The organism is Cupriavidus basilensis (genome assembly GCF_029335485.1).
In the GTDB taxonomy this organism is placed as follows: Bacteria; Pseudomonadota; Gammaproteobacteria; order Burkholderiales; family Burkholderiaceae; genus Cupriavidus; species Cupriavidus basilensis_E.
The window spans coordinates 1-13,263 of record NZ_JARJLM010000324.1 but is presented as its reverse complement, the minus strand read 5'-3'; the positions used below and the strand labels follow the sequence as shown (position 1 = coordinate 13,263).

At 65.7% G+C, this 13,263-nt stretch carries 11 protein-coding genes; 3 read left to right on the top strand and 8 right to left on the bottom strand.

Features of this window, described 5'->3' with window-relative positions:
* The first annotated feature begins 52 nt into the window (after positions 1-52).
* Positions 53-2,617 carry a DNA ligase D gene (gene ligD / locus P3W85_RS19090; RefSeq protein ID WP_276265941.1) on the top strand — a complete coding sequence of 855 codons (2,565 nt, stop codon included), beginning with the start codon at positions 53-55 and terminating at the stop codon, positions 2,615-2,617.
* Between the two features lie 42 nt (positions 2,618-2,659).
* On the opposite strand, the gene P3W85_RS19085 is transcribed toward ligD, so the two are convergent.
* Genes P3W85_RS19085 through cyoA form a run of 5 tightly spaced genes read right to left on the bottom strand, consistent with a single transcriptional unit; the run spans position 2,660 to position 7,662 of the window.
* Positions 2,660-3,466 (bottom strand): SURF1 family protein, encoded by an 807-nt coding sequence (locus P3W85_RS19085; protein ID WP_430869571.1) that lies wholly within the window; start codon positions 3,464-3,466, stop codon positions 2,660-2,662.
* The gene (cyoD, locus tag P3W85_RS19080; protein ID WP_017229465.1) at positions 3,463-3,867 is read right to left on the bottom strand and encodes a cytochrome o ubiquinol oxidase subunit IV; all 405 of its coding nucleotides are present in this window, start codon (positions 3,865-3,867) and stop codon (positions 3,463-3,465) included. The genes P3W85_RS19085 and cyoD overlap by 4 nt, the downstream gene beginning before the upstream one ends.
* Positions 3,864-4,535 (bottom strand): cytochrome o ubiquinol oxidase subunit III, encoded by a 672-nt coding sequence (gene cyoC, locus P3W85_RS19075; protein WP_017229466.1) that lies wholly within the window; start codon positions 4,533-4,535, stop codon positions 3,864-3,866. The genes cyoD and cyoC overlap by 4 nt, the downstream gene beginning before the upstream one ends.
* A complete protein-coding gene (gene cyoB / locus P3W85_RS19070) occupies positions 4,528-6,531 on the bottom strand; it encodes a cytochrome o ubiquinol oxidase subunit I (RefSeq protein ID WP_276265940.1) in 2,004 nt (667 codons plus the stop codon). The genes cyoC and cyoB overlap by 8 nt, the downstream gene beginning before the upstream one ends.
* A gap of 57 nt (positions 6,532-6,588) precedes the next feature.
* Positions 6,589-7,662 carry a ubiquinol oxidase subunit II gene (gene cyoA / locus P3W85_RS19065; protein WP_276265939.1) on the bottom strand — a complete coding sequence of 358 codons (1,074 nt, stop codon included), beginning with the start codon at positions 7,660-7,662 and terminating at the stop codon, positions 6,589-6,591.
* A 165-nt stretch (positions 7,663-7,827) separates the two neighbouring features.
* Between cyoA and P3W85_RS19060 the strand changes: the two genes are divergently transcribed.
* Complete coding sequence (locus P3W85_RS19060; RefSeq protein WP_035815317.1) at positions 7,828-9,153, top strand: MFS transporter; 1,326 nt, start codon at positions 7,828-7,830, stop codon at positions 9,151-9,153.
* A 57-nt stretch (positions 9,154-9,210) separates the two neighbouring features.
* On the opposite strand, the gene P3W85_RS19055 is transcribed toward P3W85_RS19060, so the two are convergent.
* The 3 genes from P3W85_RS19055 to P3W85_RS19045 form a co-directional block, all read right to left on the bottom strand.
* Entirely contained in the window at positions 9,211-10,035 is an 825-nt protein-coding gene (locus P3W85_RS19055; protein WP_276265938.1) for a tetratricopeptide repeat protein, read from the bottom strand.
* Between the two features lie 7 nt (positions 10,036-10,042).
* Positions 10,043-10,945, bottom strand: coding sequence for a Ku protein (locus tag P3W85_RS19050; RefSeq protein ID WP_276265937.1), 903 nt, complete (start codon positions 10,943-10,945; stop codon positions 10,043-10,045).
* A gap of 179 nt (positions 10,946-11,124) precedes the next feature.
* Positions 11,125-11,670: an ureidoglycolate lyase gene (locus tag P3W85_RS19045; RefSeq protein ID WP_430869570.1), complete on the bottom strand. Its 546-nt coding sequence runs from the start codon at positions 11,668-11,670 to the stop codon at positions 11,125-11,127.
* A gap of 264 nt (positions 11,671-11,934) precedes the next feature.
* Between P3W85_RS19045 and P3W85_RS19040 the strand changes: the two genes are divergently transcribed.
* Complete coding sequence (locus P3W85_RS19040; protein ID WP_276265964.1) at positions 11,935-13,257, top strand: MFS transporter; 1,323 nt, start codon at positions 11,935-11,937, stop codon at positions 13,255-13,257.
* Positions 13,258-13,263: the final 6 nt, after the last annotated feature.

Here is a 13,263-nt window from a genome sequence, read left to right as displayed (position 1 = left end):
TGCCGCTATCCTTGCGGATAGCGCAAGGCACGCGCCGGCGGCCGGAGGCGACATGGCGAAGACGAAGCAGGGCAAGGCGGAGCAGCCGCCTGCGCATCTCCCGGATCCCCTCGATCCGCTCGATGCATACCGGGCCAGGCGCGACTTCGGCATCAGCGCGGAGCCCGGCGGCCGGCAGCGCGGGCGCGAAGCCGAGGCGCCGGCCCTGTCCTTCGTCGTGCAAAGGCACGCGGCGCGGCGCCTGCATTACGACTTCCGGCTGGAACTGGACGGCACGCTCAAGAGCTGGGCCGTGCCCAAGGGCCCGAGCCTGGATCCGGCGGACAAGCGGATGGCCGTGCAGGTCGAGGACCATCCGCTGGCGTACGCCGGCTTCGAGGGCGTGATCCCGGAAAAGCAGTATGGCGCCGGCACGGTCATCGTCTGGGACCGCGGCCTGTGGATCCCGCTGGGCGATCCCGTGGCCGGCTATCGCGATGGCAAGCTCAAGTTCGAATTGCGCGGGCGCAAGCTGCAGGGCCACTGGACGCTGGTGCGCATGCATGGCCGCCAGGACGAGCGGCAGCCGCCGTGGCTGCTGATCAAGGAGCGCGATGCATTCGCGCGGCCGGCGGCGGAATATGACATTACCGCGGCCTTGCCGGACAGCGTGCTGTCGGGGGCGATGGCCGCGCCCGCCGCTGGCCGTAGCACGGCGCGGCCGGCCACCGCCGGGCGCTCCGGGTCAAGCGAGAGGGCCGGCCGGTCCCTGCCAGGCGGAGCCAGCCCCGCGGCCTTGCCGCTGACCCTCGCTCCCCAGCTAGCGACCTTCGCCACCGCCGCGCCGCGCGGGCGCCGGTGGAGCTATGAGATCAAGTTCGACGGCTACCGCATACTGGCGCGCATCGACGGCGCCCAGGTGCACCTCTTTACGCGCAATGGCCACGACTGGACATCCAGGCTGAAGGGGCTGGCCTCGCAGATCGCCGGCCTGGGGCTCGATTCCGCCTGGCTGGACGGCGAGATCGTGATGCTGGACCCGCGTGGCGCAACCGATTTCCAGGCGCTGCAGAACGCCTTCGAAAGCGCGCACGTGGAGGCGATCCAGTACTTCCTCTTCGACATCCCGTATTGCCAGTGGCATGATCTTCGGGCGGTGCCGTTGGCCGAACGGCGCGACGTATTGCGCCGCCTGCTGGACGGCACAAAGGCCGGCAGCCTGCATTTCAGCGAGAGCTTCGACGCGGAGCCCGGCGAGCTGCTGGACGCCGCGTGCAGGCTGGGGCTGGAGGGCGTGATCGGCAAGCGTGCCGATGCGCCCTATGTGTCGGCGCGTACCGAGAGCTGGATCAAGCTCAAATGCACGCAAGGGCAGGCGTTCGTGATCGGCGGCTTCACCGATCCCAAGGGGGGGCGGCACGGGTTCGGTTCGCTGCTGCTGGGCGTGCATGACGAGCAGGGGCGGCTGGCCTATGCGGGCAATGTGGGCAGCGGGTTTGACGAGCGAACGCTGGCAGACCTGGGCGCGCGCCTCGGCAAGCTGCGCACCGATGCGTGCCCGTTCGGTCGGCCGCCCGCGCTCAAGGCGCACTGGGTCGAGCCCAGGTTGGTGGCGGAGGTTTCCTTCGCCGACTGGACCAGGGAGCGGCGGGTGCGCCAGGCCGTCTACCACGGCTTGCGCAGCGACAAGCCGCCGCAATCCGTGACGGTCGAGAAGGCCGTCGCGGTCGTGCCGGAAAGCCGGCCGGCACGCCGCAAGACCGTCGTCAGCCACGCGGACCGCGTGATCGATCCCGCCACCGGCCTGACCAAGGGCGACCTGGTACGTTTCTACGAGGGCATCGCCTCCTGGCTGTTGCCGCACCTGCGCGGCCGTCCCGTGTCGCTGGTGCGCGCGCCGGCCGGCATCCAGGGTGAACTGTTTTTCCAGAAGCATGCCGATACCCTCAGGATTCCCGGCATCAGGCTGCTGGACCCCGCGTTGTGGCCCGGGCATCCGGCCTTGCTCGAGATCGACGGCGAAGCGGCGATCGCCGCCGCGGCCCAGCTCAATGTGGTGGAGTTCCATACCTGGAACGCAACCAGGCGCAGCATTGGCAAGCCCGATCGCCTCGTCTTCGATCTCGACCCCGGCGAGGGCGTGCCATGGCAACACGTGCTGGACGCCGCCGCGCTGACGAAAACGATGCTGGACGAACTGGGGCTGCAGGGTTTTCTCAAGACGAGCGGGGGCAAGGGCCTGCACGTGGTGGTGCCGATCGCGCCCCGGCTGCCCTGGGAAGACGTGAAGGCGTTTGCGCGCAGCGTCGTGATCCATATGGCGGGCACGATCCCGCAACGCTTCGTTTCCAGGAGCGGCCCGCGCAATCGCGTCGGCAAGATCTTTGTGGACTACCTGCGCAATGGCCGCGGCGCCACCACGGTGTCCGCATTCTCGGCCCGGGCGCGTCCCGGGCTGGGCGTCTCGATGCCGGTGTCGTGGGACGAACTGGGGGAGTTGAAGGCGGGCAACCAGTGGACCATCCTGAGCGCTCCGGCGCGTGCCGAGGCCTTCTCCCGGGCGGATCCGTGGGCCGGGTATCCCCGCGTCCGGGCCGGCCAGCGGCTGGCGGCAGCGATCAGAATGCTGGGGGCATGAGTCCCGCTCGTCCGGCGGCAAGCGGGCTTGTCTTCACTGCGCCTATGGTTTCCGGCGGTTCCGCCACATATCCCTGCCCACGTACCAGGCGGCCCAGGCCACCATGATGGCCAGCGCATACCAGGTGATCGCGTAGACGAGATGGTTGTTGTAGAAGGAGACCACCGTCAGGCCGCCAACCGGCCAGGCGCGCTGGGCGCCTTCGGCCGGCGGCTGGACGCCGGGGCCATCGGCATCGATGAAATAGGGCGCGACATTGGTCAGGCCACGGGCGGCGGCAATCGCCGGCACATCGCGCGAGTACCAGAGGTTGGTGGCGGGATCGTTCCTGCGCAGGAAGGCCATGCTGGGCTCGCTGATCCGCAGCAGGCCGGAGACGGTGGTCTCGCCGCTGGCTTCGGTCGCGCCGCGCGCCGCGCGGTCGCGCTGCTCGGGCGGCACGAAGCCCCGGTTGACCAGCACAACGGCGCCATCGGCCATGCGCAGCGGCGTCAGCACCCAGAAGCCGGTGCCGAGTTCGGTGCTGGCCTGGATCAGGGTTTCCCGATCGTTCAGGAAGGTGCCGGTGGCGCGCACGCGCCGGTATTCATCGTTGGCCGCGTTGAGCTGCGGCCATTGGTCGCGGCCTGGCGCGGCGATGGCGGGCGCGTGGATGCGCTGGTCCACGCGGGCGATCAGGTCCAGTTTCCAGGCCCGGCGCTGGACTTGCCAGGTGCCGAGCGCGAAGAAGCCAGCGAAAACCAGGGCGGCGATCAGTGCAAACACCACCAGCGTGGCGGTGCCACGGGAACGGGAAGGGCGGTCCGGACTGGCGGCGTCGTGTGCTTGGTGCGGATGTCGGGTGGTCAAGGCAGGTTTTTCATGTCGTGCAAAGACGGCATCATATTCTCATTCAGGTGAAACATCACCCAGAGCGAGCCGCTAAGCGCGATGACCACCAGCACGATCGTAAAGATCAGCGCCAGCATGTTCCAGCCGCCCTCCGACCTGAAATTCATATGCAGGAAATAGATCATGTGCACCACGATCTGCACGGCGGCACAGCTCAGCAGGATCAGGGCGGTGGTGCTGGATTTGTCGAACACCTTGCCGATCACCAGCGTGAAGGGGATCGCCGTCAGGATCACCGACAGCACGAAGCCCGTCATATAGCCCTTGAAGGTGCTGTGGCTGGCGCCGTCGTCATGGCCCTCGTGGCCATGGTGTCCGTCCTGGCCGTGGGCCGGGAGGGTACTGTCGTGCGCGCTCATGGCAACACTCCCATCAGGTAGACGAAGGTGAACACGCCGATCCACACCACATCCAGAAAGTGCCAGAACATGGACAGGCACATCAGGCGGCGCTTGTTCGCGGGGATCAGGCCGTGCTGCCGAAGCTGGGTCATCAGGGTGATCAGCCAGACAATGCCGAAGGTCACGTGCAGCCCGTGCGTGCCCACCAGGGCGAAGAACGAGGACAGGAAGGCGCTGCGCTGCGGCCCGGCTCCGTCGTGGATGAAGTGCCCGAACTCGAAGAGTTCCACGCCGATGAAGGCGGCGCCCAGCAAGCCGGTAACGGTGAGCCAGGACATGGTCCTGCGTACCTGGTTGTTCTGCATCTCCAGCATGGCGAAGCCATAGGTGATCGAGGACAGCAGCAGGAACGTGGTGTTGAGTGCGACCAGCGGCAGGTCGAACAGGTCGGCGCCCGACGGGCCGGCCGCGTAGCGGCGGCCCACCACGCCATAGGTGGCGAAGAGGCAGGCGAAGACCAGGCAGTCGCTCATCAGGTAGAGCCAGAAGCCGAGCAGGGTGCCGTTGGGCGGGTGGTAGTCGCCGGCGACGTGGAAGCTCAGTTCTTCGGGGCGGGTGCTGCCCGGCGTGCTGGTGATGCCAGCGTCGAAGTCGCCTGGGCCGGCTGGCGCGATGGCGTCATGCATGGCCGGCAAGCAGGCGCGTGCGCTCTGCCTCGGTGCGGACCACATCGTCGGCCGGGATGTAGTACTCCCGCTTGTAATTGAAGGTATGCCCGATGGCCACGGCCAGGACGGAGAAGAACGACAGGCCGGCGAGCAGCCACATGTGCCAGATCAGGGCAAAGCCGCAGAGCGTGCTGAGACCGGCCAGGATGATGCCGGCGCTGGTGTTCTTCGGCATGTGGATGGGCACGAAGCCCTCCCGGGGACGGACATATCCGCGTTGTTTCATCTGCCACCATGCATCGTTGTCGTGAATCAGGGGAGTGAAGGCGAAGTTGTACTGGGGCGGCGGCGAGGAGGTCGACCACTCCAGCGTGCGGCCTCCCCACGGGTCGCCGCTCAGGTCGCGCAGCGATTCCCGCCGGCGGTAGCTCACCACCAGCTGGATCAGGAAGCTGCCGATGCCCAGCGCGATCAGGAAGGCGCCGACCGCCGCCAGCTGGAACCAGATCTGCAGCGACGTGTCCGTGAAATGGCTCAGGCGGCGCGTGACGCCCATCAGGCCGAGCACGTACAGCGGCATGAAGGCGAGATAGAAACCGACCAGCCAGAACCAGAACGAGCATTTGCCCCAGAACGGGTCGAGCTTGTAGCCGAAGGCCTTGGGGAACCAGTAGGTGATGCCGGCCATCAGGCCGAACAGCACGCCGCCGATGATCACGTTATGGAAGTGCGCGATCAGGAACAGGCTGTTATGCAGCGAGAAGTCGGCGGGCGGCACGGCGAGCAGCACGCCGGTCATGCCGCCGATCACGAAGGTGATCATGAAGCCGACGGTCCACAGCATCGGCACCTCGAAGCGCACGCGCCCCTTGTACATGGTGAACAGCCAGTTGAAGATCTTGGCCCCGGTCGGTATCGAGATGATCATGGTCGTGATGCCGAAGAAGGAGTTGACGCTGGCCCCGGAACCCATGGTGAAGAAGTGGTGCAGCCATACGAGGTAGGACAGCACCGTGATCACCACCGTCGCGTACACCATGGACGTGTAGCCGAACAGGCGCTTGCCGCTGAAGGTGGAGACGACTTCCGAGAAGATGCCGAACACGGGCAGCACCAGGATATACACCTCGGGATGGCCCCAGATCCAGATCAGGTTCACATACATCATGGCGTTGCCGCCGAGATCGTTGGTGAAGAAATTGGTGCCGACGTAGCGGTCGAGCGAGAGCAGCGCCAGCACCGCCGTCAGGACCGGGAAAGCCGCGATGATCAGCACGTTGGTGCACAGCGCGGTCCAGGTGAATACCGGCATCTTCATCATGGTCATGCCCGGCGCGCGCATCTTCACGATGGTCACCAGCAGGTTGATGCCCGAGAGCAGGGTCCCGATCCCCGCCACCTGCAGCGACCAGATGTAGTAGTCGACCCCCACGTCCGGACTCTGCATCAGGCCGGACAGCGGTGGATACGCCAGCCAGCCGGTGCGGGCGAACTCGCCGACGAACAGCGACATCATCACCAGCACGGCGCCGCCGGCGGTCATCCAGAAGCTGAAGTTGTTGAGGAAGGGAAAGGCCACGTCCCGCGCGCCGATCTGCAGCGGCATCACGAAGTTCATGATGCCGGTGACCAGCGGCATGGCCACGAAGAAGATCATGATCACGCCGTGCGCGGTGAACACCTGGTCGTAGTGGTGCGGCGGCAGGTAGCCCATGGAGTCGCCGAAGGAGACGGCCTGCTGCAAGCGCATCATGATCGCATCGGAGAAGCCGCGCAGCAGCATCACGATGCCGAGGATGACGTACATGATGCCGATCTTCTTGTGGTCGATACTGGTGAACCACTCGCGCCAGAGGTAGCCCCAGACGCGGAAATAGGTCAGTGCGCCGACCAGCGCCAGGCCGCCCAGCGCGACGGCCGCGAAGGTCGCCAGCAGGATCGGTTCGTGGAACGGAATCGCCTCCCATGTCAGGCGGCCGAAGATCAGCTTGGTGAAGTCTAGGCGCTCAGGCATATTGGTCCACACCGGCTAGGCACGTTTAAGGAGAACAGGGAGGCGTCTTGCGGTTCGTCATTGCGCCCGCTCTGGGACGGGCGCGCCGGCCGTGCCGGCAGGGTCGCTGGCAGTGCAGACGGGGCCGGCGTAGGTGCGCGCCGGCATGTCCGACAGGCCCAGGCTGGTACGCGTGGCGGCCGCGGGCACGGCGAAGCTGTCGGCGCCGGCTCTGCCGCGGCCGTTGCGCTCGTCCACGGCCATCATGTCCTTCATGCACATGCGGTTGGCTTCCACGCAGCGATTCAGGATCGCGTCGTACAGGCCGGACGCCACGCTGGCGTAGCGGCGCACCGGCTCGCGCTCGCTGGGCTGCTCCAGTTTCAGGTAGGCGTCGCGCGTCAGTGCGGTGCCGCCGGCCTTGTTCTGCTGCACCCATTGCTCGAACTCGCGGGTGCTCATGCCGTGGAACTTGAAGTGCATGCCGGAGAAGCCCGCGCCGCTGTAGTTGGCCGAGAAGCCGTCGTAGATGCCAGGCTGGTTGATGACCGCATGCAGCTTGGTCTCCATGCCGGGCATGGCATAGACCTGGCCCGCCAGGGCCGGGATGAAGAAGGAGTTCATCACGGTGGAGGCGGTGATCCTGAAACGGATCGGCCGGTCCACGGGAGCCGCCAGCTCGTTGACGGTGGCGATGCCCTGCTCCGGATAGAAGAACAGCCACTTCCAGTCCAGCGCCACGACTTCCACGGTCAGCGGCTGGCTGTCCGGTGGCAGCTCGCGCTCGGCATCGAGCTGCGCCAGTGGCCGGTAGGGATCGAGCTTGTGCGTGCTGACCCAGGTGAGCGCGCCCAGCGCGATGATGATCAGCAGCGGCGCCGCCCAGATCAGCAGTTCCAGCAGGGTCGAGTGATCCCAGTCGGGAGCGTATTCGGCTTGCTGGTTGGAGGCGCGGTAGCGCCACGCGAACAGCAGGGTCAGCACGATCACCGGCACGATGATCAACAGCATCAGGCCGGTTGAAATGATGATCAGATCACGTTGGCGAACCGCGAGGTCGCCGGAAGGGGAGAGGAGGACGGCGTTGCAGCCGGTCAACAGTGCAACGGCGGGAAGTAACAGCAGTCCGCGCTTGGCTTGGAGAATGGGCATTGCCGGCAAGGGGTAGCGTGACCGTCACGGTGACCGCTGACTCTACGCCGCCGATTTTTTTGCGTGCATTGGACCTTTTCCCTATGGCGCATCGGCATCGCTCTCGCCTATTCTTATGGTTGCAATACGAAGCACGATCCCGACGACTCACGAGCAGGGACGATGATGCCAAGCGTCACACAGCAGCACCACTCGCCTTCCGTACCCCCGGCGCCTGAAGTCGCCTCGCACCGCGCCCACGTGGCGCCGACGGAGATCGCCGCCGGTGTCGTCATAGGCCGGGCGTCGGAGTACTTCGATTTCTTCGTCTACGGCATTGCCTCGGTGCTGGTCTTCCCGTCCGTCTACTTTCCGTTCGCGGACCGCCTGGAAGGCCTGCTGTATGCCTTCGCCATCTTCTCATTCGCCTTTATCGCCCGGCCGTTCGGCACCACGCTGTTCATGACGATCCAGCGCCGGTGGGGGCGCGGCGTCAAGCTGACGGCGGCGTTGTTCCTGCTTGGCACCGCCACCGTCGGCATTGCCTTCCTGCCAACCTACGCCACGCTCGGCGGCGCATCGATCGTACTGCTGTCGTTCTTCCGCGTGCTGCAGGGCATCGCCTTCGGCGGCTCGTGGGACGGGCTGCCTTCGCTGCTTGCGCTCAACGCACCGCCCAACCGGCGAGGCTGGTTCGCCTCGCTTGGGCAACTCGGCGCGCCGATCGGCTTCCTGGTCGCCAGCGCCCTGTTCCTGTTCCTGCATACCAACCTGGACGGCCGGGACTTCCTCGACTGGGGCTGGCGTTATCCGTTCTTCGTCGCGTTCGCCATCAATGTGGTGGCCTTGTTCGCGCGCCTCAGGCTGGTGCTGACCGAAGAGTACACCCGCTTGCTGGACGAAGGCGAACTGGAGCCGATCGAAACCATGACGATCGTGCGCGGGCAGGGTTACAACGTCTTCCTGGGCGCGTTCGCCGGGCTGGCGAGCTATGCGCTGTTCCACCTTGTCACGGTGTTTCCGCTGTCCTGGGTGGAGCTGAATACCAATGAGGATGTCAACAGCATCCTGGTGATCCAGATCGTCGGTGCCGCGGTCGCCATCCTCGGCACCATTGCCTCCGGGCGGATCGCGGATCGTATCGGGCGGCGCACCACGCTCGGCGTGCTGGCGGTCCTGATCGGCATCTTCAGCCTGTTCGCGCCGTTCCTGATGGGCGGCGGCCTTGGCCGGCAAGGCATTTTCATCGTGGTCGGGTTTGGCTTGCTGGGCTTGTCGTACGGGCAGGCGGCGGGTGCGGTCACGTCGAACTTCGAGACGCGCTTCCGCTATACCGGCGCGGCGCTGACTTCCGATTTTGCGTGGCTCTTTGGTGCGGCTTTTGCGCCGCTGGTGGCGCTTGGATTGTCGTCCAGGTTTGGCCTTGTCGCCGTCAGTCTTTACCTGCTTTCGGGCACTGCGTGCACTATGTTGGCGCTGCGGATCAATCGGGTGCTGGGGTCGCGGGACTGAGGGGCTGTTTTATTCAGGATGGAGTGATGGGGTTGGCGCTACCGGCGCCAACCGGGCTCACGCGCGTGGCTGCAGTTTGCGGTACCGGTTGAAATGCCGGATCGCTCGCCGCGTGTCGCCCAGTTCCTGGTGCAGGCGCGCGGCATTGAAGTGGGCATCCGCGAAGTCAGGCTGCAGGGCAATGCAGCGTTCATAGCTGGCCAGTGCTTCCTGCCTGCGGCCGTCGTCCTCTTGTGCCACCGCCAGATTGAAATGGACCAGCGCTTCGTCCGGCAAACGCGCCAGCGCGTTGCGGTACAGGTCCACTGCGTCGGCGTACCTTTTAGCGTCGCATAGCATGCAGCCCAGGTTCAGGTAGGCATCGAGATAGTCCGGATCGGCGGCGATGGCCTGGCGATAGACCGCCTCGGCTTCGGCGGGAGACGCGCTTTCCAGGTCGCAGGCCGCACGGAACCAGCCTGCTGCGCTGTCGGTCGGGGCTTGCCGTTGCAGCGGGGCCACAGTCGCGCTGGCTGTGCTGCCTGCCTGGGCATTGAAATCCATCAGCTGCTGGCCCGATTCCACGTGCCATTGCCGGTTGCCTTCTCTCACCACCACCTCATTGCCAACGGCGACGATGCGTACTCCGCTCAGCGGCTGTTCGCTGCCCTGCGATGTTTTCAGCCGGGCCAATGCGCGAAGGATCCGCCGGCCCGGTATGTTTGCCGCGCGCAGGGAATGGGCCGTGCGCAGCATGACCACATCGCGGAACGTGAACAGGAACTCGCGCCGCGGCCCCCTGGCCGGGGTCACGATCCCCGCCGCAATCAGCCGGGAGGCAATGCCCCGGGAGATGCCAAGCATCGCCTGGATTTCCCTCAGGGTATAGGTATAGGTCGGCATCCGCTGGTCACTTCTTCGACGCTGCGCGCCGTGCGGGGGCCGGTGCGGATGTCGCCGGCGTGGCACGCTTCGCGCTTTTGCGCTCCTTGGGTTCGAGATGCGACGTGGCGGCCGCGCCGGCCGCCCGTTTTTTCTGTCCCACGCTCGCGCGAAGGGCTGCCATCAGGTCGATGACCTCGGCGCCGCCGCCTTCGGCCCGGTGCTCTTCGGTAACGGTGATCTTCTTGCCGGCGATCTTCTTGTCGATGGCGGCGAGGATGCGTTCCTTCTCTTCGTCCGCGTAGGCCGTGGGGTCGTAGCCTGCCACGGCGTTCTGTTCGATCAGCTGCCGGGCCAGTGCCAGTTCCGCAGCTTGCAGGTCGGCCTTTTCCACGTGCAATTCGGCCATCGACCGCACCTCGTCGGCGTACAGCAGTTGCTGCAGGACAAGGCCGTCCTCGCCGGTGCGGACCTGCACCATGGCCTGCTTGCCTTTCCATACCCACCTGGCCAGCGCGCAGGTGCCGGTCTGGTTCATCGCCTCGGCCAGCAGGCGGTACGGCTTGGCGCCCCGCTTGTCGGGCCCGAGATAGTAGGCCTTCTCATAGTAGATCGGGTCGATGGCGCTGGCGGGCATGAAGGAAACGATGTCGACGGTGTGCTGCGCCGACGCTTCGAGCGCGTCGAGTTCGTCCGGCTCGAAGACTACGTAGTGATCCTTCTCGAACTCGTAGCCCTTGACCATGTCGGCGCGCTCGACAACCACGCCTTCGCGCAGGCAGACGTATTGCTGCTTCAGGCGCGAGCCGCAGCCCTTGTGCAGCAGGTTGAAGCTCACCCCGGCTTTGCTTTCGGTCGCGGAATACACCTTTACCGGGATCGAGACCAGTCCAAAACTCAGGGAGAGGGAGGCGATGGAGCGCGCGGCCATGGCAGTCCCCTTGGTAACACGAACGATATTGACCAGCTTATACCGTGCCCGGGGCTTGGAAAGCCCGCTTGCCGTGACGTGGGGAGCACTCCTGTCCGCGCCTGGAAAAACCCGGCCCGAAAAAGAGGCGCAGGCGCCGCCGGGGAACTGGCCACGGAGGTTTCACCCCGGCCCGCCGGTCATGGCGAAATCTCGAGTCCGGCCCGCAGTTCGGTGACGTCGCAGTTGTGCCCTTCGCCACCCCGGTCCACGACCACGAAACGGGCGCTGCCCTGTGTCACGATCAGCGAGTGGTGCCAGACGCCGCGCGCGTAGTTGACGCCCTGCCTGCCATTGGTGACGAATGCCCGGATGGCGGTCTCGTCGAGCTGGTCGCCCGCCGGCGCCACGACCACCAGGAATACCGCTTCTCCCATCGGCACGAATGCCTGGCTGCCCAGCGGATGCCTTTCCATCGACGCGATGACGAGCGGCAGCGCGTAGGGCTGCGCATCGAAGAAACTGATCAAGGCGCGGCCGCCGCCCGCGCCGACGTCGATCCCGGCCAGGTCGTTGTAGCGCAACGTCATGCCGCCATTGATGACCATCGGCGCACGCCCCTCGCTTTCGATGACATCGCCAAACGCCGCGAAGGCGGCTGCGCTCAGCGGCTCGACCGGCAGGCGCGCCGCCGGCGGCCTGGAAGGCGTTGGGCGATCGATCGCCGTTTCGTCGGGAGGTGACACGTTATTTCCTCTTGGTTCCTGATATTCAACGGGCGCCGGAAGGGCGGCTATTGGGCTGGTGCAGATCTGTACATTTCAACTGGTAGTACCAGTAATGTCAGTATCGGGTCTAATGCCGACATCGTCAAGTCGGCAAAAATACAGGGTTTACGCCGGTTTCCTGAGATTATTGGTGGACGTATTCTCCTTCATCGCTAACAAATCATACTGGTAATACCAGTAGAGTGGCTCGCCACACCATCCGAGGAGGAAACCGCAGTGTCCCTGACCACCGCCCCATCGCTGGCCCCCGAGCCCGCTGCCGCCAGTGCCGCCGCGGCACAGGAGAAAGCCGTCTACCGCAAGGTAGCGTGGCGGCTGCTGCCGTTCCTGATGCTGTGTTACGTCGTGGCCTATCTGGACCGCGTCAACGTGGGCTTCGCCAAGCTGCATATGCTGGCCGACCTGCAATTCAGCGAGTCCGCTTACGGGCTGGGCGCGGGCCTGTTCTTCATCGGGTATTTCTTCTTCGAAGTGCCGAGCAATGTCCTGATGCACCGGATCGGCGCCAAGGCGACCATCTCGCGCATCATGATCATGTGGAGCGTGATCTCCGCGGCGATGGTGTTCGTGCAGACGACCACGCAGTTCTATGTGCTGCGCTTCCTGCTCGGCGCGGCCGAGGCCGGTTTCTATCCCGGCATGATCCTGTATCTCACCTACTGGTTTCCGTCGCATCGCCGCGCCCGCATGGTGGCGCTGTTCATGTGCGCGATCCCGGTCTCCGGCATCTTCGGCGGGCCGCTCTCCGGTTTCATCATGGAGTCGATGCAGGGCCTCGCCGGCCTGCGGGGCTGGCAATGGATGTTCCTGATCGAGGCGCTGCCTTCGCTGCTGGTCGGCATTGCCGTACTGGCCTATCTCGACAACAATATCCGCTCGGCGCGCTGGCTGACGCAGGCCGAGAAAGACCTGCTCGAGCGCAACATCGCCAGCGAGAACGCGGCCAAGGACGGCCACATGTCCCTGCGCCAGCTGGTCTCGGACAGCCGCATCGTCAAGATGGCCTGCATTTGCTTCTGCACGGTGATGGGGCAGTACGGGCTGACGTTCTGGCTGCCCTCGCTGATCCGCCAGGCCGGCGTGACCGGCGCGCTGAATATCGGCTTGCTGACCGCGATTCCGTTTTCCGTCGCGGTGTGTTCGATGATCCTGGTCAGCCGCAGCTCCGACCGTATGCGCGAGCGCCGCTGGCACCTGATCGTGCCGTTCTGCTGTGGCGCCGCCGGGCTCGCGCTGAGCGCCATATTCAGCGACAACGTGGTGCTGTCCCTCGCGGCGCTGGCGCTGGCGGCTGGCGGCAGCCTCGCCACCTCGCCGCTGTTCTGGAGCCTGCCCACTGCGCTGCTGTCCGGCGCCGGCGCCGCGGCCGGCATCGCCATGATCAACTCGTTCGCCAATCTGGCCGGCTTCGTCAGCCCGTACATGATCGGCCTGATCAAGGACGCGACGCAAAGCACGAACATGGCCATGTTCGTGCTGGCGGGTGTGCTGCTCTGCGGCGCCGCGCTGACCTATACGGTGCCGGCACGGCTGGTGAACAAATAAGGGGAG

Coding starts and splice junctions, on each gene's coding strand:
- ligD (WP_276265941.1), top strand. CDS start 53: ATGGCGAAGACGAAGCAGGGCAAGGCGGAGCAGCCGCCTGCGCATCTC.
- cyoD (WP_017229465.1), bottom strand. CDS start 3,867: ATGAGCGCGCACGACAGTACCCTCCCGGCCCACGGCCAGGACGGACAC.
- cyoC (WP_017229466.1), bottom strand. CDS start 4,535: ATGCATGACGCCATCGCGCCAGCCGGCCCAGGCGACTTCGACGCTGGC.
- cyoB (WP_276265940.1), bottom strand. CDS start 6,531: ATGCCTGAGCGCCTAGACTTCACCAAGCTGATCTTCGGCCGCCTGACA.
- cyoA (WP_276265939.1), bottom strand. CDS start 7,662: ATGCCCATTCTCCAAGCCAAGCGCGGACTGCTGTTACTTCCCGCCGTT.
- P3W85_RS19060 (WP_035815317.1), top strand. CDS start 7,828: ATGCCAAGCGTCACACAGCAGCACCACTCGCCTTCCGTACCCCCGGCG.
- P3W85_RS19055 (WP_276265938.1), bottom strand. CDS start 10,035: ATGCCGACCTATACCTATACCCTGAGGGAAATCCAGGCGATGCTTGGC.
- P3W85_RS19050 (WP_276265937.1), bottom strand. CDS start 10,945: ATGGCCGCGCGCTCCATCGCCTCCCTCTCCCTGAGTTTTGGACTGGTC.